Source organism: Streptomyces sp. NPDC046876 (assembly GCF_040645035.1).
GTDB lineage: Bacteria > Actinomycetota > Actinomycetes > Streptomycetales > Streptomycetaceae > Streptomyces.
In genome coordinates this window covers 55,153-75,874 of sequence record NZ_JBEYXK010000024.1, presented here as the reverse complement: position 1 = coordinate 75,874, position 20,722 = coordinate 55,153, and the positions used below count along the sequence as shown (strand labels likewise).

General features: G+C 72.1%; 17 protein-coding genes. 2 read left to right on the top strand and 15 right to left on the bottom strand.

What is annotated here, in order from left to right:
- Nucleotides 1–20 precede the first annotated feature (20 nt).
- Entirely contained in the window at nucleotides 21–2,153 is a 2,133-nt protein-coding gene (locus tag ABZ924_RS16165; RefSeq protein WP_361909172.1) for a primosomal protein N', read from the bottom strand.
- A gap of 1,520 nt (nucleotides 2,154–3,673) precedes the next feature.
- Here ABZ924_RS16165 and ABZ924_RS16160 point away from each other — a divergent pair.
- Entirely contained in the window at nucleotides 3,674–4,888 is a 1,215-nt protein-coding gene (locus ABZ924_RS16160; RefSeq protein WP_361909169.1) for an IS30 family transposase, read from the top strand.
- 77 nt (nucleotides 4,889–4,965) lie between these two features.
- Here ABZ924_RS16160 and metK read toward each other — a convergent pair whose 3' ends face one another.
- The 13 genes from metK to pyrR form a co-directional block, all read right to left on the bottom strand.
- A complete protein-coding gene (gene metK, locus ABZ924_RS16155; protein ID WP_361909166.1) occupies nucleotides 4,966–6,174 on the bottom strand; it encodes a methionine adenosyltransferase in 1,209 nt (402 codons plus the stop codon).
- 195 nt (nucleotides 6,175–6,369) lie between these two features.
- A complete protein-coding gene (coaBC, locus tag ABZ924_RS16150; protein WP_361909163.1) occupies nucleotides 6,370–7,584 on the bottom strand; it encodes a bifunctional phosphopantothenoylcysteine decarboxylase/phosphopantothenate--cysteine ligase CoaBC in 1,215 nt (404 codons plus the stop codon).
- Nucleotides 7,585–7,728: 144 nt separating this feature from the next.
- Nucleotides 7,729–8,001, bottom strand: a complete 273-nt coding sequence (gene rpoZ / locus ABZ924_RS16145) for a DNA-directed RNA polymerase subunit omega (RefSeq protein WP_004948662.1) — start codon at nucleotides 7,999–8,001, stop codon at nucleotides 7,729–7,731.
- Nucleotides 8,002–8,070: 69 nt separating this feature from the next.
- The gene (gmk, locus tag ABZ924_RS16140; RefSeq protein WP_361909160.1) at nucleotides 8,071–8,634 is read right to left on the bottom strand and encodes a guanylate kinase; all 564 of its coding nucleotides are present in this window, start codon (nucleotides 8,632–8,634) and stop codon (nucleotides 8,071–8,073) included.
- Nucleotides 8,635–8,695: 61 nt separating this feature from the next.
- Nucleotides 8,696–9,019, bottom strand: a complete 324-nt coding sequence (locus ABZ924_RS16135) for an integration host factor (protein WP_008740406.1) — start codon at nucleotides 9,017–9,019, stop codon at nucleotides 8,696–8,698.
- A gap of 304 nt (nucleotides 9,020–9,323) precedes the next feature.
- Complete coding sequence (gene pyrF / locus ABZ924_RS16130) at nucleotides 9,324–10,160, bottom strand: orotidine-5'-phosphate decarboxylase (RefSeq protein ID WP_361909157.1); 837 nt, start codon at nucleotides 10,158–10,160, stop codon at nucleotides 9,324–9,326.
- Entirely contained in the window at nucleotides 10,157–11,269 is a 1,113-nt protein-coding gene (locus tag ABZ924_RS16125) for a quinone-dependent dihydroorotate dehydrogenase (RefSeq protein ID WP_361909155.1), read from the bottom strand. Before ABZ924_RS16125 ends, pyrF begins: the two co-directional genes overlap by 4 nt.
- Before the next feature lie 86 nt (nucleotides 11,270–11,355).
- Nucleotides 11,356–14,664, bottom strand: coding sequence for a carbamoyl-phosphate synthase large subunit (gene carB, locus ABZ924_RS16120; protein WP_361909152.1), 3,309 nt, complete (start codon nucleotides 14,662–14,664; stop codon nucleotides 11,356–11,358).
- Nucleotides 14,657–15,805, bottom strand: a complete 1,149-nt coding sequence (gene carA / locus ABZ924_RS16115; RefSeq protein ID WP_361909149.1) for a glutamine-hydrolyzing carbamoyl-phosphate synthase small subunit — start codon at nucleotides 15,803–15,805, stop codon at nucleotides 14,657–14,659. Before carA ends, carB begins: the two co-directional genes overlap by 8 nt.
- On the bottom strand, nucleotides 15,802–16,392 hold the full coding sequence (locus ABZ924_RS16110) for a hypothetical protein (RefSeq protein WP_361909146.1): 591 nt from the start codon (nucleotides 16,390–16,392) through the stop codon (nucleotides 15,802–15,804). Before ABZ924_RS16110 ends, carA begins: the two co-directional genes overlap by 4 nt.
- Nucleotides 16,389–17,678: a dihydroorotase gene (locus ABZ924_RS16105; protein WP_361909143.1), complete on the bottom strand. Its 1,290-nt coding sequence runs from the start codon at nucleotides 17,676–17,678 to the stop codon at nucleotides 16,389–16,391. Before ABZ924_RS16105 ends, ABZ924_RS16110 begins: the two co-directional genes overlap by 4 nt.
- Nucleotides 17,679–17,680: 2 nt before the next feature.
- Nucleotides 17,681–18,676, bottom strand: a complete 996-nt coding sequence (locus ABZ924_RS16100) for an aspartate carbamoyltransferase catalytic subunit (RefSeq protein WP_361909140.1) — start codon at nucleotides 18,674–18,676, stop codon at nucleotides 17,681–17,683.
- Nucleotides 18,677–18,784: 108 nt separating this feature from the next.
- Entirely contained in the window at nucleotides 18,785–19,333 is a 549-nt protein-coding gene (gene pyrR / locus ABZ924_RS16095) for a bifunctional pyr operon transcriptional regulator/uracil phosphoribosyltransferase PyrR (protein WP_361909189.1), read from the bottom strand.
- A 298-nt stretch (nucleotides 19,334–19,631) separates the two neighbouring features.
- Between pyrR and bldD the strand changes: the two genes are divergently transcribed.
- The gene (gene bldD, locus ABZ924_RS16090; protein ID WP_030841550.1) at nucleotides 19,632–20,132 is read left to right on the top strand and encodes a transcriptional regulator BldD; all 501 of its coding nucleotides are present in this window, start codon (nucleotides 19,632–19,634) and stop codon (nucleotides 20,130–20,132) included.
- A gap of 158 nt (nucleotides 20,133–20,290) precedes the next feature.
- Here bldD and nusB read toward each other — a convergent pair whose 3' ends face one another.
- The gene (gene nusB, locus ABZ924_RS16085; RefSeq protein ID WP_361909137.1) at nucleotides 20,291–20,722 is read right to left on the bottom strand and encodes a transcription antitermination factor NusB; all 432 of its coding nucleotides are present in this window, start codon (nucleotides 20,720–20,722) and stop codon (nucleotides 20,291–20,293) included.

Sequence of the window (20,722 nt, the reverse complement as noted above, 5' to 3'; positions counted from 1 at the left end):
GCCCAGCAGGCCGCCCCGCCTCAGCCGATGTCCGGCGGGTCGATCCGCACCCGGACCCGCTCCGAGGCCGGGACGCCCCGGGCCAGTCGAGCCGCCTGGGCCGCCTTCAGGGCCGCGGCCAGGGCGGCTCCGCTGCCCGGCGGGACCCGGATCAGGGCCCGCTCCCCCGGCGAGGGCTCCCCGCGCCGCCCCGGCAGCGGCACCGGGCCCAGCACCTCCGCATCCGGCGGCAGCCGCACACCGGCCAGGAAGGACTCCACGGCCTCCCGGCGCCCGGCCACGGCCGCCATCCGGGACACCGGCGGGAAGCCGAGCTGGGCCCGCTCCTCGAGCTCGCGCACCGCGTGGCCGACCGGGTCCCACCGTACGAGCGCCTGGACCGGCCGCAGCGTCGGCTCGGCGACCACGACGACCTGCCCGTCCCCCCGTACCAGCGAGGCGGCCGCGATCCACCGGCGCAGGGCGTCCTCCCCGGCCCGCAGGTCGGGCCGGGTCAGCATCGCCCAGCCGTCCAGCAGCAGCGCCGCCGCGTACCCGGCGCCCGCGGCGACCGGTTCGGCGCCCGGGGTGGACACCACCAGCGCGGGCCGGTCCGGCACCTCGTCCAGGACGTGGTCGCGCCCCGAGGTCCGTACGGGCACGGCCGGGAAGGCCCGGCCCAGCTCCTCGGCGGTCCGGCGGGCGCCGACCACCTGGGCGCGCAGCCGGAACGACCCGCACTCCTCGCAGTGCCAGGCGGGCTCCGGCCGCCCGCACCACCCGCACTGGAGGTCCCGCGCGTCGGGGGCCTCCAGCGGGCCCGCGCAGGCCGTGCAGCGGGCGGGGGTACGGCAGCGTTCGCAGGCGAGCCGGGGCACGTAGCCGCGGCGGGGCACCTGCACCAGCACCGGGCCGGTCTTCAGCCCGTCCCGTACGGTCTCCCAGGCCAGGCTCGGGAGGCGCGCCGCCCGCGCCGCCTCGTCCCGCGCCAGCAGTTCGTCGCCGACGGTGCGGATGCGCGGGGCGCAGGCCCGGACCGTCTCCCGGTCGGCGACGAGCGGGCGGGCCCAGCCGGATTCGACGAGCTGGGCGGCCTCCACGGTGCAGCTGGTGCTGCCGGCGAGGAACCCGCAGCCGTCGCTGACGGCGCGCAGCTCCAGCACCTCCCGGACATGGGGGAAGGGGGCGTGGTCGTCGCTGTGGCTGGAGTCGCCGTCGTCCCACAGGGCGACCAGCCCGAGGTCGCGTACGGGCGCGAACATGGCGGCGCGGGTCCCGATGACGGCGCGCACGGAGCCGCGGTGGACTGCGAGCCACTGGCGGTAGCGCTTCTCGGGGCCGGACTCGGCGGTGAGCAGGGCGTGCCGGCCCTCGCCGATCAGGGCGGTGAGGGCGGCGTCCACGCGGGCGGCGGTCCGCCCGTCGGGCAGGACGGCGAGCGCGCCGCGGCCGGAGGCGAGGGTGGCGGCCATGGCGCGGGCCAGCTCGTCGGCCCAGCCGGGGCCGGGCAGGGCGGTCCACACGGCGCGCGGGATCCCGCCGGTGGCGAGGGCGCGCAGGAAGGCGGGGCCGGCGGCGTACCGGGCCCAGCCGGCCGGGTCGGGCGCGGCGGGCGGGGGCAGGGGGGCCGGGGAGGGCTTGGCCTCGGCGCGGGCGTTGCGCGGGGGCAGGGCCAGCTGGAGCACGTCGGCGAGGCTGCCGGCGTACCGGTCGGCGACGGCGCGGGCGAGGGCGAGCATGCCGGGGGTGAGGACGACCTCGGGCGAGACGACGTGGGCGAGGGCCGCCAGGGCTCCGGTGTAGTCGGACTCGGCGCGGCGCTCGACGATGAACCCGTCGATCAGCCCGCCGCCCTCGCGGCGGCCGCCGTGGACGTGGTGGGAGCCGGCGCCGAAGCGGACGCGGACGCGGACGCCGGGCTGCGCGGCCTCGGAGAGCTCCTCGGGGACGGCGTAGTCCCAGAGCTGGTCGAGGTGCAGGACGCCCTTGTTGACGAGGACCCGGGCGACGGGCAGGTCCTGGGCGAGGGCGGCGCCCCGCCAGGTGCGCGGCTTGGCCTTGGGGGCCTTGGCCTTCGCCTCGGCGACCATTTCGCGGATGAGCGCGAGCTGCTCGGGCGGTCCGCCGGGACTCCCGTCCCCGCCCCGCCTGCCGCCCTCGTTCTCGCTGCTCACACCGCATTCTTACCAAAGCCCACCGACAACGCCGGGCCCTGAGTCCGCTTCCGAGCCCTCCCCCGCCGCGGGCGGCCCGGGCGGCCCGGCGCGGCCAGGGCCCCTCGCGACCGACCCGGCCCCGCGAAAGCCGGCGAGCCGCGGCCGAGAGGACCGGCCGGGCCCCCAGGGCCCGGGCGGGGCGAGCGCGCCCGTGGACGCGGGCCCGGCGGCCGTGGTTCCGGGCCGACCGCCCGCTCCTCCGGATCGGCCCGACCCTGGCGAAGGCGCCGGCCCCAAAGCGAGTGCCTGGCAGCCAGGATCGCGGCCCGGCGCAGCCAAGGACGTAGGCGCCGAAGCCGAAGCGGCGCAGCGGACTGGTGTGAGGCAGTACCGGCCGGGGCCGGGGCCGGCCCGGCCAGGGCGGGGAGGCGGACAGAGCCGGAACGGCGCACCGCGCGGCCCGCGGACGGCGCCGAAGCCGAGCCGCAGGCGGCCGGCCCAGCCTGAGCCCAGACCCGGCCCAGCCCCGAACCCGCACCCGCAGCCGCCACAGGCGGCGGACCAACACGGGCCCGAAACCGGCCGGGGCCCAGCCCGGCCAAGACAGGGATGCCAGCGGACCCGGAACGGCACATCGCGCGCCCCCGGACGGCGCCGAAGCCGAACCGCAGGCGCCCGGACCAGCCTGAGCCCAGACCCGGCCCAGCCCCGAACCCACACCCGCAGCCGCCACAGGCGGCGGACCAACACGGGCCCGAAACCGGCCGGGGCCGGCCCTGCCAAGGCGGGCAAGCGGACAGAGCGGAACGGCGCACCGCGCAGCCCGCGGACGGCGCCGAAGTCGAGCCGCAGCCATCACGCGCCGGACCAGCGGCCGCAGCAGGCGCCGGACCAGCCTGAACCCGGACCCGGCCCAGCCCCGACCCCGCACCCGCACCCGCCACAGGCGGCGGACCAACACGGGCCCGAAACCGCCCGGGCCCGGCCCGGTCAAGGCGGGCAAGCGGACAGAGCCGGAACGGCGCACCGCGCGGCCCGCGGACGGCGCCGAAGCCGAACCGCAGCCATCACGCGCCAAGCAGCGGCCGCCGCATGCGGCCGGACCAGCACAGCCGGAACCGGCGCAGCCCGGCCCAGGGTGGCCGAACCAGCGCAGCGGGGACCAGCGTGCGAGGAACCGGCCGGGCCGGTCCCGCCAGGGCCAGGACGGGCCAAGGGCCTGAAATCGAACGGGAGCCGGACCAGGCCAGGCCGGCATCAGGCAGAGCCCCGGACCAGACCAGACCGGCATCAGGCAGAGCCTGGACCGGGGTCGGCCAGGCCCGACCGGGCCCGGCCCAGGCCGGACCGGGAACGCCGGGCCGACCAAGCCCAGGACAAGGCGGGCGGAACGCCGGGGCGGGCCTGGCCCGGCCCAGGCCGGACCGGGAACGCCGGGCCCGACCAGGCCCGGGCCGGGGCGGACCGGGAACGCCGAAGGGCCCCGGACCAGTCCTGGGTTCTAGGAGTCGTTGCAACACCCCAGCTCAAGGGATGGCATGGACTTCGAGATCCGTGAGGACCGGCAGCCGCAGGGACGTAAGAGGCTCACCCGTGAGCGGGAGGCATACTCCCGGCTCATGGAGCAGGGCGTGAGCAACACGGAAGCGTGCCGGATCGTCGGGATCAACCGGCGGACCGGGAAACGCTGGCGCTACGGACGCAACCCGTCCGGCAGCAAGAAGGCGGCTCCACCGCTCAACGCGGTGGAGCCGCCTTCCGCGTCCTCGCGGTACCTGTGCGAGGCCGATCGGATCCACATCGCCGAGCGGCTGCGGGAGAAGGCCACCATCCGTGCGATAGCGGCGGAACTGGGCCGCAGCCCGTCCACCATCAGCCGCGAGGTCCGCCGCAACCGGCACCCCGGGAGCGGGGCCTACCGCCCTCACGCGGCCCAGGCCCGTGCAGACGCCCGCCGACCCCGCCCCAAGCCCGGGAAGATCGGGCAGAACCCCGAACTGCGGGCCGCGATCCAGGGCGCCCTGGACAAACGATGGAGCCCGGAGCAGATCTGCCACGCTCTGCGTGCACAGTTCCCTCAGCGGCCGGAGATGCACGTGGTCCACGAAACCGTCTACCAGGCCCTCTACGTCCAAGGACGCGGCGAACTACGCAGGGAACTCGCCGGCGCCCTGCGCAGCGGACGCGCCCGCCGCAAGCCGCAGCGCCAGGCCAACTGCCGCCAGCCCCGTTTCACCGAGCCGATGGTCATGATCAGCGACCGCCCGGCCGAGGCGGAAGACCGGGCCGTGCCCGGCCACTGGGAAGGCGACCTGATCATCGGCAAAGAGAACGGCTCCGCGATCGGCACACTCGTCGAACGCGCCACCCGCTACGTCATGCTCCTGCACCTGCCGAACGGCCGCGGCGCCGAGCAGGTCCGCGACGCCCTCCAGGAAACGGTGCGGCGGCTGCCCGCCCACCTGAAGCGGTCTCTGACCTGGGACCAAGGCAGCGAGATGGCCGAACACCGCTCCTTCACCATCGCCACCGACGTTCCGGTCTACTTCTGCGATCCGGGCAGCCCCTGGCAGCGCGGCTCGAACGAGAACACCAACGGCCTGCTGCGGCAGTACTTCCCCAAAGGAACCGACCTCTCGGTCCACAGCCGCGAGCACCTCGATGCCGTCGCCGCCGAACTCAACGGCCGCCCACGCAAAACGCTCGGCTGGGAGACCCCAGCCGAGCGCCTGCATAAACTCCTCGCGGCCTGATCAAACCGACCACGTGTTGCGACGACCCCTAGAAACCGCCAGTGGTCCGGGGCCCTTCGGGCAAGCGGCGGGGGGGCTTACAGGCCCGCGGCCACGCGGAGGGCGTCCACGCGGTCCGTGCGCTCCCAGGTGAAGTCCGGCAGCTCGCGGCCGAAGTGGCCGTACGCGGCGGTCTGGGCGTAGATCGGGCGCAGCAGGTCGAGGTCGCGGATGATCGCAGCCGGGCGCAGGTCGAAGACCTGGGCGATGGCGTCCTCGATCTTGCTCACCTCGACCTTGGCGGTGCCGAAGGTCTCCACGAACAGACCGACCGGTTCGGCCTTGCCGATGGCGTACGCGACCTGGACCTCGCAGCGCGAGGCCAGGCCGGCGGCGACCACGTTCTTGGCGACCCAGCGCATCGCGTAGGCGGCGGAGCGGTCGACCTTCGACGGGTCCTTGCCGGAGAAGGCGCCGCCGCCGTGGCGGGCCATGCCGCCGTAGGTGTCGATGATGATCTTGCGGCCGGTGAGGCCGGCGTCGCCCATGGGGCCGCCGATCTCGAAGCGGCCGGTCGGGTTGACCAGCAGGCGGTAGCCGTCGGTGTCCAGCTTGATGCCGTCCTCGACGAGCTCCTTCAGCACGTGCTCGACGACGAACTCGCGGATGTCGGGCGCGAGCAGCGAGTCCAGGTCGATGTCGGACGCGTGCTGCGAGGAGACGACGACCGTGTCGAGGCGGACGGCCTTGTCGCCGTCGTACTCGATGGTGACCTGGGTCTTGCCGTCGGGGCGCAGGTACGGGATGGTCCCGTTCTTGCGGACCTCGGACAGGCGGCGGGAGAGCCGGTGCGCGAGGTGGATCGGGAGCGGCATGAGCTCGGGGGTCTCGTCGCACGCGTAGCCGAACATCAGGCCCTGGTCGCCGGCGCCCTGCTTGTCGAGCTCGTCCTCGTCGCCCTCGACGCGCTTCTCGTACGCGGTGTCGACGCCCTGCGCGATGTCCGGGGACTGCGCGCCGATGGACACCGAGACGCCGCAGGAGGCGCCGTCGAAGCCCTTCTTCGAGGAGTCGTAGCCGATCTCGAGGATCTTGTCGCGGACGAGCTGCGCGATCGGCGCGTACGCCTTCGTCGTCACCTCGCCGGCGATGTGCACGAGACCGGTGGTGATGAGCGTCTCCACGGCCACACGCGAGGTCGGGTCCTCGGTGAGGAGTGCGTCGAGGATCGTGTCGCTGATCTGGTCAGCGATCTTGTCGGGGTGGCCCTCGGTGACGGACTCCGAGGTGAACAGGCGGCGGGACACATCGCTCCCTGGGGTTGCAGCGGCTGCTGGCTGATCATTTGGCGGAACAATACCGGGGGCTGCGCCCGGACATGTTCCGAATGCAGTTTATCGGTCGCCACCGTTCGGCGGACCACCCGTCTCGCGTTCTGGGAGCCCTGTGACCTGCGGCACTCCATTCTGGCTCATGGAATCGGGTTCGAGAAGGGCCGTGGGTCACGCGCGTCGCGGCGCGAGGCGCGCGGCCACCTGGTCCCAAATCACGTCCGCCAAGGCTTCCTTCGGACCATAGGGCACCGCGACCTCTGCCCCGTCGGAGCCCATGATCACCGCTTCGTTCTCCTCGGATCCGAAGGTCTTGGATTCGCCGACCTCGTTGACGACGAGAAGATCACATCGCTTGCGCCGGAGCTTGGCGCGACCGTTGGCGAGGACGTCGTCGGTCTCGGCGGCGAAGCCCACCACGACCTGGCCCTCGCGGGCCCGGTCGGCGGACACCTCGGCGAGGACGTCGGGGTTGCGGACCAGCGCGACGGGGGCGGGGTCCTGCCCGTCCTGCTTCTTGATCTTGCCGGAGGCGTACTCGGCCGGCCGGAAGTCGGCGACGGCCGCGGCCATGACGACGGCGTCGGCGTCCGCGGCGGCCTTGAGGACGGCCTCGCGCAGCTGGACGGCCGTCCCGACGCGCACGACGTCCACCCCGGCCGGGTCGGCCAGGGCCGTGTTGGCCGCGACGAGGGTGACCCGGGCACCGCGGGCGACGGCGGTGCGGGCGAGCGCGTAGCCCTGCTTGCCGGAGGAGCGGTTGCCGAGGAAGCGGACCGGGTCGAGCGGTTCGCGGGTGCCGCCCGCGCTGATCACCACGTGCCGCCCGGTCAGGTCGGCCTCGGCTGCGCCGCGCGCCAGGACCCGGCGGCAGACCTCGTAGATCTCCTCGGGGTCGGGCAGGCGCCCCTTGCCGGTGTCCTTGCCGGTGAGCCGGCCGACGGCGGGCTCGATGACGACGGCGCCGCGGCGGCGCAGCGTGGCCACGTTCTCCTGGGTGGCGGGGTGCTCCCACATCTCGGTGTGCATGGCGGGGGCGAAGACGACGGGACAGCGCGCGGTGAGCAACGTGTTCGTCAGGAGGTCGTCGGCGAGCCCGTGGGCGGCCTTGGCCAGCATGTCGGCGGTGGCCGGGGCGACGACGACGAGGTCGGCGCCCTGCCCGATGCGCACGTGCGGGACCTCGTGGACGCTCTCCCAGACCTCGGTGCCGGCCGGGTTCCCGGAGAGGGCGGCCCAGGTGGCCTCGCCGACGAAGTTCAGGGCGGACGCGGTGGGCACCACGCGCACGTCGTGTCCGGACTCGGTCAGCCGTCGCAGCAGCTCGCACGCCTTGTACGCGGCGATCCCACCGCTGACCCCGAGCACGACCTTCGGATTGCGCACCACACACGCCCTTCTCGCGACACATCCCGATGGCACACCTGGTGCCACACCTGCGGGGACACCCACGGGTGTCACACCTATGACACACCACAGGCCCGGCAGGTGTGCTGCCGGGCCTGTGGTGCAAGGATTTTTCTCGGTGCCTTACTGGGCCGGGGCCTCGATGGCCTCGGAGGTCAGCAGGCCCGCGTTGATCTCGCGCAGCGCGATCGAAAGCGGCTTCTCGTGGACGTGGGTGTCCACCAGCGGGCCGACGTACTCGAGCAGGCCCTCACCGAGCTGCGAGTAGTACGCGTTGATCTGACGCGCGCGCTTGGCCGCGTAGATCACGAGGCTGTACTTCGAGTCCGTGGCCTCGAGCAGCTCGTCGATCGGCGGGTTGATGATGCCCTCGGGCGCAGTGATGGAAGAGGACACGCTCTACCTTCCGAAGATGGATGAAAGATCAGACATCGACCGGTTGTGCATATGTCAACCGATCAACGGTCACACAACGTCCATCAAGGCTAGCAGCTCACGTGCCACGTCCTCGACGGAGGTGTTGACCAGGGTGGTGTCGAACTCGGACTCGGCGGCGAGCTCGATCTTGGCGGTGGCCAGCCGGCGCTCGATGACCTCGGCGGACTCGGTGCCGCGGCCGGTGAGCCGGCGGACCAGCTCCTCCCAGCTCGGCGGGGCCAGGAAGACCAGCTGTGCCTCGGGCATCGACTCGCGGACGAGCCGGGCGCCCTGGAGGTCGATCTCCAGGAGGACGGGTTCGCCGTTCTCCAGGCGCTCCGACACCGCGCCGCGCGGGGTGCCGTAGCGGTTGCCCGCGAATTCGGCCCACTCCAGCAGCTCGCCGTTGGCGATCAGCTTGTCGAACTCGTCGTCGTTGACGAAGAAGTAGTGGACTCCGTGTCGCTCACCGGGCCGCGGCTTGCGGGTGGTGGCCGACACCGAGAGCCACACCTCGGGGTGGACCTTGCGCATATGCGCGACGACCGTGCTCTTGCCGACCCCCGAAGGGCCGGAGAGCACGGTCAGCCGCGGACGAACCTCTGCTGCCATAGAGCGATTATCCAGGTTCTCGGGACTGCCTGAGAACGCCGGAGGAACTCCGGGCGACGCGTCAGCCGGCAGGGGTGCCGAACTCACGCTCCAGGGAGGCGATCTGGTTGGAGCCGAGACCTCGAACACGCCGGGACTCGGAGATGCCGAGGCGCTCCATGATCTGCTTGGCGCGGACCTTGCCCACGCCCGGCAGGGACTCCAGCAGGGCGGAGACCTTCATCTTGCCGATGACGTCGTTCTCCTGGCCCGTCTTGATGACCTCCTGCAGGGAGGCGCCGGAGTGCTTGAGTCGATTCTTCACCTCGGCCCGCTCCCGGCGAGCCGCGGCGGCCTTTTCGAGCGCGGCTGCGCGCTGTTCAGGGGTAAGGGGCGGAAGAGCCACGCCTACGTCACCTCGGATGTCGAACTGTCGGATACGGACCGGTGGGGAACCCTAGGGCGCCACACCAGGCGAATGCCCGAACAGCGGTGGAACTCGTTCGCTGCTCGTTCACTCTGGTCGGAGACTAGCGGCCAAGGCCGCTCCAGTCAGCGAGAACGGACGAAAAGTCCTGGTCAGCCTCCACTGAACCGTACATCACGGACAAACCACCCTGGTTTTGTCCGGTGAAAGACGTTCGATTTTCGTCAGACCGTACGACGATCACCCGACGAGCACCCGACGACCTGCCCGAGGTGCGGCCCGCTCAGGCGGAGACGGCCTCGCGGATCTCCTCGGCGAACCGGGCGGCCGAGTCCCGCAGGGCGGCGGCGTCCGGTCCGTGCTTGAGGACGCCCCGCGAGACGTTCGGGACGACGTTGCGCACCGCCGCGCCGAAGACCCGCGGGAGGTCGGCGGCGGTGGCGCCCTGGGCGCCGATGCCGGGGGCGAGCAGCGGGCCGTTGATGTCCAGGTCGAAGGAGGACAGGTCGCCCAGGGTGGCGCCGACGACCGCGCCGAAGGAGCCCATGGGCTCCACCCCGGCGTTCTCCTCGGCCAGGTGCTTCAGCATGGTCGCGCCGATCGTGAGGCCGTCCTCGCGGACCGCCCGCTGCACCTCGGCGCCCTCCGGGTTGGAGGTCAGGGCCAGCACGAAGAGCCCGGCGCCGGACTCGCGGGCCAGGTCCACGGCCGGCTTCAGCGAGCCGTAGCCCAGGTACGGGGTGACGGTCAGCGCGTCCGAGAAGAGCGGCGAGTCCTTGCGGAGGAATGCCTCGGCGTACGCGGCCATCGTCGAGCCGATGTCCCCGCGCTTGGCGTCCATGACCACCAGGGTGCCCGCGGCCCGGGCGTCGGCCACGGTCCGCTCCAGCACCGCCAGGCCCCGCGAGCCGAACCGCTCGAAGAAGGCGGCCTGCGGCTTGAAGACGGCCACGGAGTCCGCCAGCGCCTCGACCACGGTGCGGGAGAACGCCTCCAGGCCGGCGATGTCGTCGCTCAGGCCCCAGGAGGCCAGCAGGGCGGCGTGCGGGTCGATGCCGACGCACAGGGGGCCCCGCTCGTCCATGGCGGAGCGCAGGCGGGTACCGAAGGAGGGAGTCACTGGGCGGCGGCCTTTCGGGTCTCGGCGCCGACGGCCTCGGCGAGGGTGGCGTACGGGCTGGCGGCCAGGCGGGCGGCCAGGCCCTTGTGGATCGCGCGGGCGTAGAAGGGGCCCTCGTAGATGAAGGCGCTGTAGCCCTGGATGAGGGTGGCGCCCGCCAGGATGCGCTGCCAGGCGTCCTCGGCGTTCTCGATGCCCCCGACGCCCACGAGGACCAGGCGGTCGCCCACACGGGCGTACAGGCGGCGCAGGACCTCCAGGGAGCGCTGCTTGACGGGGGCGCCGGACAGGCCGCCGGTCTCCTTGACGAGGGCGGGCTCGGACTTCAGGCCCAGGCCCTCGCGGGCGATGGTGGTGTTGGTGGCGATGATGCCGTCGAGGCCGAGCTCCAGGGCGAGGTCGGCGACGGCGTCGACGTCCTCGTCGGCGAGGTCGGGGGCGATCTTCACCAGGAGCGGGACGCGGCGGTCGGTGACCGTGCGGTCCGCGGCCTCGCGCACGGCGGTGAGCAGCGGGCGCAGCGACTCGGTGGCCTGGAGGTTGCGCAGGCCGGGCGTGTTCGGCGAGGAGACGTTCACGACGAGGTAGTCGGCGTGGCGGGCCAGGCGCTCGGTGGAGGTGACGTAGTCGCCGACGGCCTCCGCCTCGGGCACGACCTTGGTCTTGCCGATGTTGACGCCGACGACGGTCCTGAAGACCGGGCGGCGGGTGGCGAGGCGCTGGGCGACGGCCGCCGAGCCCTCGTTGTTGAAGCCCATCCGGTTGATCAGCGCGCGGTCCGGGACGAGCCGGAAGAGGCGCTTCTTGGGGTTGCCGGGCTGGGCCTGGGCGGTGACGGTGCCGATCTCGACGTGGTCGAAGCCGAGCATGGACATGCCGTCGATGGCGACGGCGTTCTTGTCGAAGCCCGCGGCGAGGCCGAAGGGGCCGTGCATGCGCAGGCCGAGGGCCTCGGTGCGCAGTTCCTCGTACCGCGGGGCCAGGGCGGCCGCGGCGAAGGTGCGCAGCACGGGCGTGCGGGCGGCGAGGCGGATCCAGCGGAAGGCCAGGTAGTGGGCCTGCTCGGGGTCCATCCGCTTGAAGACCAGGTTGAAGAAGAGCTTGTACATCGTCCGAAATGTCCCTCGTGCGCTCATGAAGAGGGGGACACCGCCGCGCGCTTGCGCTCGTGGTGTCCCCCTCCTCGTACGGACTGCTAGTCGCGGGCCGCGGTCAGGTGCTCCGCGTGCTCCTGGAGCGAGCGGACGCCCACGTCGCCGTGGCCGAGCGCCTCGATGCCCTGGACGGCCGCGGCGAGCGCCTGGACCGTGGTCAGGCACGGCACGCTGCGGGCCACCGCCGCGGTACGGATCTCGTAGCCGTCGAGGCGGCCGCCGGTGCCGTACGGGGTGTTGACGATCAGGTCGACCTGGCCGTCGTGGATCAGCTGGACGATGGTCTTCTCGCCGTTCGGGCCCTCGCCCTCGCTGAGCTTGCGCACGACGGTGGCGTTGATGCCGTTGCGGCGCAGCACCTCGGCGGTGCCGGAGGTGGCGAGCAGCTCGAAGCCGTGGGCGACGAGCTCGCGGGCCGGGAAGATCATCGAGCGCTTGTCGCGGTTGGCGACGGAGATGAACGCGCGGCCCTTGGTGGGCAGCGGGCCGTAGGCGCCGGCCTGCGACTTGGCGTATGCCGTGCCGAAGACCGAGTCGATGCCCATGACCTCGCCGGTGGAGCGCATCTCCGGGCCCAGGACGGTGTCCACGCCGCGGCCGTGGATGTCGCGGAAGCGCGACCACGGCATGACGGCCTCCTTGACGGAGATCGGCGCGTCCAGCGGCAGGGTGCCGCCGTCGCCGGTCTTCGGCAGCATGCCCTCGGCGCGCAGCTCGGCGATGGTGGCGCCGAGCGAGATGCGGGCGGCGGCCTTCGCGAGCGGGACCGCGGTCGCCTTCGAGGTGAAGGGGACGGTGCGGGAGGCGCGCGGGTTGGCCTCGAGGACGTACAGGATGTCGCCGGCCATCGCGAACTGGATGTTGATCAGGCCGCGGACGCCGACGCCCTTGGCGATGGCCTCGGTGGAGGCGCGCAGGCGCTTGATGTCGAAGCCGCCGAGGGTGATCGGGGGCAGGGCGCAGGCGGAGTCGCCGGAGTGGATGCCGGCCTCCTCGATGTGCTCCATGACGCCGCCGAGGTAGAGCTCGGTGCCGTCGTAGAGGGCGTCGACGTCGATCTCGATCGCGTCGTCGAGGAAGCGGTCGACCAGCACGGGGCGGGTCGGGGAGATCTCGGTGGACTCGGCGATGTACGCCTCCAGGCGCGCCTCGTCGTAGACGATCTCCATGCCGCGGCCGCCGAGCACGTAGGACGGGCGGACCAGGACCGGGTAGCCGATCTCGTCGGCGATGGCCTTCGCGCCCGCGAACGTGGTGGCGGTGCCGTGCTTGGGGGCGGGCAGGCCGGCCTCGGCCAGCACCTGGCCGAAGGCGCCGCGGTCCTCGGCGGCGTGGATGGCCTCAGGGGAGGTGCCGACGACGGGCACGCCGTTGTCCTTGAGCGCCTGGGCGAGGCCCAGCGGGGTCTGGCCGCCGAGTTGGACGACGACGCCCGCGATCGGGCCCGCGAGGGACTCGGCGTGGACGATCTCCAGCACGTCCTCGAGCGTGAGGGGCTCGAAGTACAGGCGGTCGGAGGTGTCGTAGTCGGTGGAGACGGTCTCCGGGTTGCAGTTGACCATCACGGTCTCGTAGCCGGCGTCGCTCAGGGCGAAGGAGGCGTGGACGCAGGAGTAGTCGAACTCGATGCCCTGGCCGATGCGGTTCGGGCCGGAGCCCAGGATGATCACCGCGGGCTTCTCGCGGGGGGCGACCTCGGACTCCTCGTCGTAGGAGGAGTAGAAGTACGGGGTCTTCGCGGCGAACTCGGCGGCGCAGGTGTCGACCGTCTTGTAGACCGGGCGGACGCCGAGGGCGTGGCGGACCTCGCGGACGACGTCCTCGCGCAGGCCGCGGATCTCGGCGATCTGGGCGTCGGAGAAGCCGTGGCGCTTGGCCTCGGCGAGCAGCTCGGGGTCGAGCTTCTCGGCGGCGGCGAGCTCGTCGGCGAGCTCCTTGATCAGGAAGAGCTGGTCGACGAACCACGGGTCGATCTTGGTGGCCTCGAACACCTCCTCCTGGGTGGCGCCGGCGCGGATGGCCTGCATGACGGTGTTGATGCGGCCGTCGGTCGGGCGGACCGCGGTGAGCAGCAGCTCGTCCTTGTCGCCCGGCTCGCCGGTGAAGGCGAACTGGGAGCCCTTCTTCTCCAGGGAGCGCAGGGCCTTCTGCAGGGCCTCGGTGAAGTTGCGGCCGATGGCCATGGCCTCGCCGACCGACTTCATGGTGGTGGTGAGGGTGGCGTCGGCGGCCGGGAACTTCTCGAAGGCGAAGCGCGGGGCCTTGACGACGACGTAGTCGAGGGTCGGCTCGAAGGAGGCCGGGGTCTTCTCGGTGATGTCGTTGGGGATCTCGTCGAGCGTGTAGCCGACGGCCAGCTTCGCGGCGATCTTGGCGATCGGGAAGCCGGTGGCCTTGGAGGCGAGCGCCGAGGACCGCGAGACGCGCGGGTTCATCTCGATGACGATGATGCGGCCGTCGTCCGGGTTGACCGCGAACTGGATGTTGCAGCCGCCGGTGTCGACGCCGACCTCGCGGATGATCGCGATGCCGATGTCGCGCAGGCGCTGGTACTCGCGGTCGGTCAGCGTCATCGCCGGCGCGACGGTGATCGAGTCGCCCGTGTGGACGCCCATCGGGTCGAAGTTCTCGATGGAGCAGACGACCACGACGTTGTCGGCCTTGTCGCGCATCAGCTCGAGCTCGTACTCCTTCCAGCCGAGGATGGACTCCTCCAGGAGCACCTCGGTGGTCGGGGAGAGCGTCAGGCCCTGGCCGGCGATGCGGCGCAGCTCCTCCTCGTCGTGGGCGAAGCCGGAGCCGGCGCCGCCCATGGTGAAGGAGGGGCGGACGACGACGGGGTAGCCGCCGAGGGTCTCGACGCCCTTGATGACGTCGTCCATGGTGTGGCAGATGACCGAGCGGGCGGACTCGCCGTGGCCGGTCTTGCGGCGGACCTCCTCGACGACCTCCTTGAAGAGGTCGCGGTCCTCGCCCTTGTTGATGGCCTCGACGTTGGCGCCGATGAGCTCGACGTTGTACTTCTCCAGCACGCCCTGCTCGTGCATGGAGATGGCGGTGTTCAGGGCCGTCTGGCCCCCGAGGGTGGGCAGGAGGGCGTCGGGACGCTCCTTGGCGATGATCTTCTCGACGAACTCGGGGGTGATCGGCTCGACGTACGTGGCGTCGGCGATCTCCGGGTCGGTCATGATCGTCGCGGGGTTGGAGTTCACCAGGATGACCCGCAGGCCCTCGGCCTTGAGGATGCGGCAGGCCTGGGTGCCGGAGTAGTCGAACTCGGCGGCCTGGCCGATGACGATCGGGCCGGAGCCGATGACCAGGACGGACTGGATATCGGTGCGCTTAGGCACGCTCGGCCTCCATCAGAGAAACGAAGCGGTCGAAGAGGTACGCGGCGTCGTGCGGGCCCGCGGCCGCCTCGGGGTGGTACTGGACGCTGAAGGCCGGCTGGTCGAGCAGCTGGAGGCCCTCCACCACGTCGTCGTTGAGGCAGACGTGGGAGACCTCGGCGCGGCCGTAGGGGGTCTCCGAGACCCTGTCGAGGGGCGCGTCGACGGCGAAGCCGTGGTTGTGCGCGGTGACCTCGACCTTGCCGGTGGTGCGGTCCTGGACCGGCTGGTTGATGCCGCGGTGGCCGTACTTCAGCTTGTACGTGCCGAAGCCGAGGGCGCGGCCGAGGATCTGGTTGCCGAAGCAGATGCCGAACAGCGGGGTCTTGCGCTCCAGGACGCCCTGCATGACGGAGACCGCGTGGTCGGCGGTGGCCGGGTCGCCGGGGCCGTTGGAGAAGAACACGCCGTCCGGGGAGACCGCGTAGATGTCCTCGGCGGTGGCGGTCGCGGGCAGGACGTGCACCTCGATGCCGCGCTCGGCCATGCGGTGCGGGGTCATGCCCTTGATGCCGAGGTCGACGGCGGCGACGGTGAAGCGCTTCTCGCCGATCGCGGGGACGACGTACGCCTCCTTGGTGGCGACCTCGGCGGAGAGGTTGGCGCCCTTCATCTGGGGGGATTCCTGGACGCGGGCCAGCAGGGCCTCGTCGCGGACGCCCTCGAAGGCCTCGCCGGAGAAGATGCCGACGCGCATGGCGCCCCGCTCGCGCAGGTGGCGGGTCAGGGCGCGGGTGTCGATGCCGCTGATGCCGACGACGCCCTGCGCGGCGAGCTCCTCGTCCAGCGAGCGCTTGGCGCGCCAGTTGGAGGGGATGCGGGCGGGGTCGCGGACGACGTAGCCGGACACCCAGATGCGGGAGGACTCGGGGTCCTCGTCGTTGACACCGGTGTTGCCCACGTGCGGGGCGGTCATCACGACGACCTGCCGGTGGTAGGACGGGTCGGTGAGGGTCTCCTGGTAGCCGGTCATGCCGGTGGAGAACACGGCTTCGCCGAAGGTCTCCCCCACTGCGCCGTAGGCGCGGCCGCGGAAGATCCGACCGTCCTCCAGGACGAGTACGGCGGGAGCTTTGGCTGCTCCCCTGGTGGAGGTCGTCATCGTTCGGCGCCTTCCGTCGTGATGGATGAATGCTGTGTTACGAGAGTGGTGATGCCCTCGACCCAGGCGGCGTGCTCGGCCGCCCGGTCGGAGCGGAATCCGGAGTCGATCAGCGTGTCGCCGTGCGCCCAGGTGACGACGAGCAGACCGCCCTCGGTGAGTACCTTGCCCGCGATTCCCTTGTCGAGGCGGGCGCCGCGCAGTTGCGCGGCCGGTACGAAGAAGTCGTTGGCACCCGGACGGACCACTTCCAGGCCCGCTTCGGTGAGCGTGAGCTCGACCCGGCTGCGTACGCCCAGGCCGTGGGCGACGATCCGGTCGAGCCACTGCCCGGCGGTCGTCGACCCGTGGTACCGGCCGGTGAGGGCGAGCCGGTGCTCGGGCAGGCCGCCGGGGGCGGCGGGGAGCTCGGGCAGACCGCTCTGCAGGGCCCCTCGCCATTTCCAGCCCTGCCGCATCAGCCAATAGACGAAGGCGATGAAGACGAGCAGACCGACCACCCACGCGATGCGGGCGCCCCAGTCCGTCACCTCCGCCGACTTGCGTTCGGCGGCCTCGGCGGCCAGTTGGATTACTGCAGGTGTCACGCCAGCTTCCCGTCCACGACCGTTGTACGGCCCCGCAGGAAGGTGTGAGTGACGCGACCCGGCAGCTCGCGGCCCTCGTAGGGCGTGTTGCGGCTGCGGGAGGCGAAGTGTGCGGGGTCCACGACACCACGGTACGAGGTATCGACCAGGGTCAGGTTCGCGGGTTCACCAGCCGAGACGGGGCGTCCGTGGAGGTGGGACAGGCCGCCGATGCGGGCCGGGGCGAAGGACATGCGCTCGGCGACGCCCGCCCAGTCCAGCAGGCCGGTCTCGACCATGGTCTGCTGCACGACGGAGAGCGCCGTCTCCAGGCCCACCATGCCCATGGCGGCGGCGGCCCACTCGCAGTCCTTGTCCTCGTGCGGGTGCGGGGCGTGGTCGGTGGCGACGATGTCGATCGTGCCGTCGGCGAGCGCCTCGCGCAGGGCCAGCACGTCGCGCTCGGTGCGCAGCGGCGGGTTGACCTTGTAGACGGGGTTGTAGGAGCGGACCAGCTCGTCGGTGAGGAGGAGGTGGTGCGGGGTGACCTCGGCGGTGACGTCGATGCCGCGGGACTTGGCCCAGCGGACGATCTCGACGCTGCCGGCGGTGGAGAGGTGGCAGATGTGGACGCGGGAGCCGACGTGCTCGGCGAGGAGGACGTCGCGGGCGATGATCGACTCCTCGGCGACGGCGGGCCAGCCGCCGAGGCCCAGCTCGGCGGAGACGATGCCCTCGTTCATCTGGGCGCCCTCGGTCAGGCGGGGCTCCTGCGCGTGCTGGGCGATGACGCCGCCGAAGGCCTTCACATACTCCAGGGCGCGGCGCATGATCACGGCGTCGTCGACGCACTTGCCGTCGTCGGAGAAGACGGTGACGCGGGCGGCGGACTCGTGCATGGCGCCGAGCTCGGAGAGCTTCTTGCCCTCCAGGCCCACGGTGACGGCGCCGATGGGCTGCACGTCGCAGTAGCCGGCCTCCTGGCCGAGGCGGTAGACCTGCTCGACGACGCCGGCGGTGTCGGCGACGGGGAAGGTGTTCGCCATGGCGAAGACGGCGGTGTAGCCGCCGGAGGCCGCGGCGCGGGTGCCGGTCAGGACGGTCTCGGAGTCCTCGCGGCCGGGCTCGCGCAGGTGGGTGTGGAGGTCGACGAGGCCGGGGAGGAGGACCTGGCCGGCGGCCTCGATGACGGTGGCGCCGTCGGCGGAGAGGTTCCCCCCGACCTCGGCGATGGTCTCGCCGTCGATCAGGACGTCCTGGGCCTCGCCGCCGAGGACCTTGGCACCGCGGATAAGGATCTTGCTCATGGTTACTTGTTCTCCTCGGCGGTGCGGGCGGCGGGGCTGGTGGTGGTGACGGCGGGCTCGGAGCCGCCGAGCAGCAGGTACAGGACGGCCATCCGGATGGAGACGCCGTTGGCGACCTGCTCGACGACCGTGCAGCGGTCGGAGTCGGCGACCTCGGCGGTGATCTCCATGCCGCGCACCATCGGGCCGGGGTGCATCACGATGGCGTGCTCGGGCATCTTCGCCATCCGTGCGGCGTCCAGCCCGTAGCGGCGGGAGTACTCGCGCTCGGTGGGGAAGAACGCGGCGTTCATCCGTTCACGCTGCACACGCAGCATCATGACGGCGTCGGACTTGGGCAGCACCTCGTCGAGGCTGTACGAGACCTCGCAGGGCCAGGTTTCGACGCCGACGGGGACCAGGGTGGGCGGGGCCACGAGGGTGACCTCGGCGCCGAGGGTGTGCAGCAGGTCGACGTTGGAGCGGGCGACGCGGCTGTGCAGGACGTCGCCGACGAGGGTGATGCGACGGCCGGCGAGGTCCTTGCCGAGGCCGGCGTCGCGGCCGACGAGGCGGCGGCGCATGGTGAAGGCGTCCAGCAGGGCCTGGGTGGGGTGCTGGTGGGTGCCGTCGCCGGCGTTGATGACGGGGGCGTCGATCCAGCCGGAGTTGGCGAGCCGGTAGGGGGCGCCGGAGGCGCTGTGGCGGATGACGACGGCGTCGACGCCCATCGCCTCCAGGGTCTGGGCGGTGTCCTTGAGGGATTCGCCCTTGGAAACCGAGGAGCCCTTGGCCGCGAAGTTGATGACGTCGGCGGACAGGCGCTTCTCGGCGGCCTCGAAGGAGATCCGGGTGCGGGTGGAGTCCTCGAAGAAGAGGTTGCAGATCGTGCGTCCGCGCAGGGTGGGCAGCTTCTTTATCGGCCGGTCGGCGACCCGGGCCATCTCCTCGGCGGTGTCGAGGATGAGGACGGCGTCGTCGCGCGTGAGGTCGGCGGCCGAGATGAGGTGGCGCTTCATCTGGGTGCTCCGTAGGTCGTGGAGGTCTTCAGCGGCGGGCGTGCCGACTGTGGGCAGGCAGGCGTGCGCGCGGGCCCCGGCATCCCGGGGGCCCCGCACTCGTACGGGCTACAGCCCTGCTGCCGTGGCGGTCCGCTGGCCGAGCAGCACGGCGTCACGGCCGTCCTCCTCCTGGAGCTGGACCTTGACGATCTCCCGCAGCGACGTGGGGAGGTTCTTGCCGACGTAGTCGGCGCGGATCGGCAGTTCGCGGTGGCCGCGGTCGACGAGGACGGCGAGCTGCACGGCGCGGGGGCGGCCGATGTCGCCGAGGGCGTCGAGGGCGGCGCGGATGGTGCGGCCGGAGAAGAGGACGTCGTCGACGAGGACGACGAGGCGGCCGTCGATGTCGTCGCCCGGGATCTCGGTGCGGCCGATGGCACGGGCCGGCTTCATCCGCAGGTCGTCGCGGTACATGGTGATGTCGAGGGAGCCGACCGGGATCTTCGTGCCCGTGATCTCTTCGAGCTTGGCGGCCAGCCGGCGGGCGAGGAACACACCGCGGGTGGGAATGCCGAGGAGCACCACGTCGTCGGCGCCCTTGGCGCGTTCGACGATCTCGTGGGCGATGCGGGTGAGGACCCGCGCGATGTCCTGTGCCTCGAGCACGGGGCGCATCGCCTCGATGCCGGGGGCGCCGGAGGCGCTGGGGGCATCGACGTTCTGAGCAGCCTGAGCGTCCATGGAAAAGGACCTCCTTCTCCGCCTCACGGGACGGACCTTAAAGGACGTCTGTTGTAACGCCGTCCACGGTACCAGGGGTATCGGCGGCGGGCCGCACCGGGCCCGGGCCGCGGCCCTCGTCGGAGGGCGTTGGACGGCATTCGGCTTGACGCAGCCAAGTAACGCTGCGTAACCTCACAGTGAGTTACCAGACCGCGCGGCGGAGCCGCCCGTAGTTACGTCCGGGAGCGTTATGTCCAGCGAATACGCCAAACAGCTCGGGGCCAAGCTCCGCGCCATCCGCACCCAGCAGGGCCTCTCCCTCCACGGTGTCGAGGAGAAGTCCCAGGGCCGGTGGAAGGCCGTGGTGGTCGGTTCGTACGAGCGCGGGGACCGCGCCGTGACCGTCCAGCGCCTCGCCGAGCTGGCGGACTTCTACGGGGTGCCGGTGCAGGAGCTGCTGCCGGGTACGACCCCCGGCGGTGCGGCCGAGCCGCCGCCGAAGCTGCGCCTGGACCTGGAGCGGCTGGCCGGCGTGCCCGCCGAGAAGGCCGGTCCGCTGCAGCGCTACGCGGCGACGATCCAGAGCCAGCGCGGGGACTACAACGGCAAGGTGCTGTCGATCCGCCAGGACGACCTGCGCACCCTGGCCGTGATCTACGACCAGTCCCCCTCGGTGCTGACCGAGCAGCTGATCAGCTGGGGCGTGCTGGACGCCGACGCGCGGCGTGCGGTGGCGCACGAGGACGCCTAGTCCTCGGCCCCAGGACCAGCAGAAACGTTACCGGTGAGGGCCGGGAGCCAGATGTGGCTCCCGGTCCTCACCGGTTTTCGCCTCCCCGCACATACGACGGCAGGGCCCGCAGCGCGATGGCGCGGCGGGCCCTGCCGTCGTACCGGGCCGGGCGGGGGCTACTCGCCCCGGCGCAGGCTCGGCTTCAGGTCCTTGAAGCGGGCCAGCAGGCCGTTCACGAACGAAGGCGACTCGTCCGTGGAGAACTCCTTGGCCAGCTGCACGGCCTCGTCGATGGCCACGGCGTCCGGGGTGTCGTCCACCCAGATCAGCTCGTACGCCCCGAGCCGCAGGATGTTCCGGTCGGCGACCGGCATGCGGTCGAGCTCCCAGTCCACGGCGTAGGTCACGATCAGGTCGTCGATGCGCTTCACCTTGTCGGCGTAGCCCTCGACGAGGTCCATCGTGAAGGCGTTGACCGGCGGCTGCCGGTCGTCCGACCGCGCGTGACGGACCCAGTCCGCGAGGACCTCCCGCACGGGAACCCCGCGCTGGTCGGCCTCGAACAGGATCTGGAAGGCGCGCTTGCGCGCGTTGCTTCGGGCAGCCAC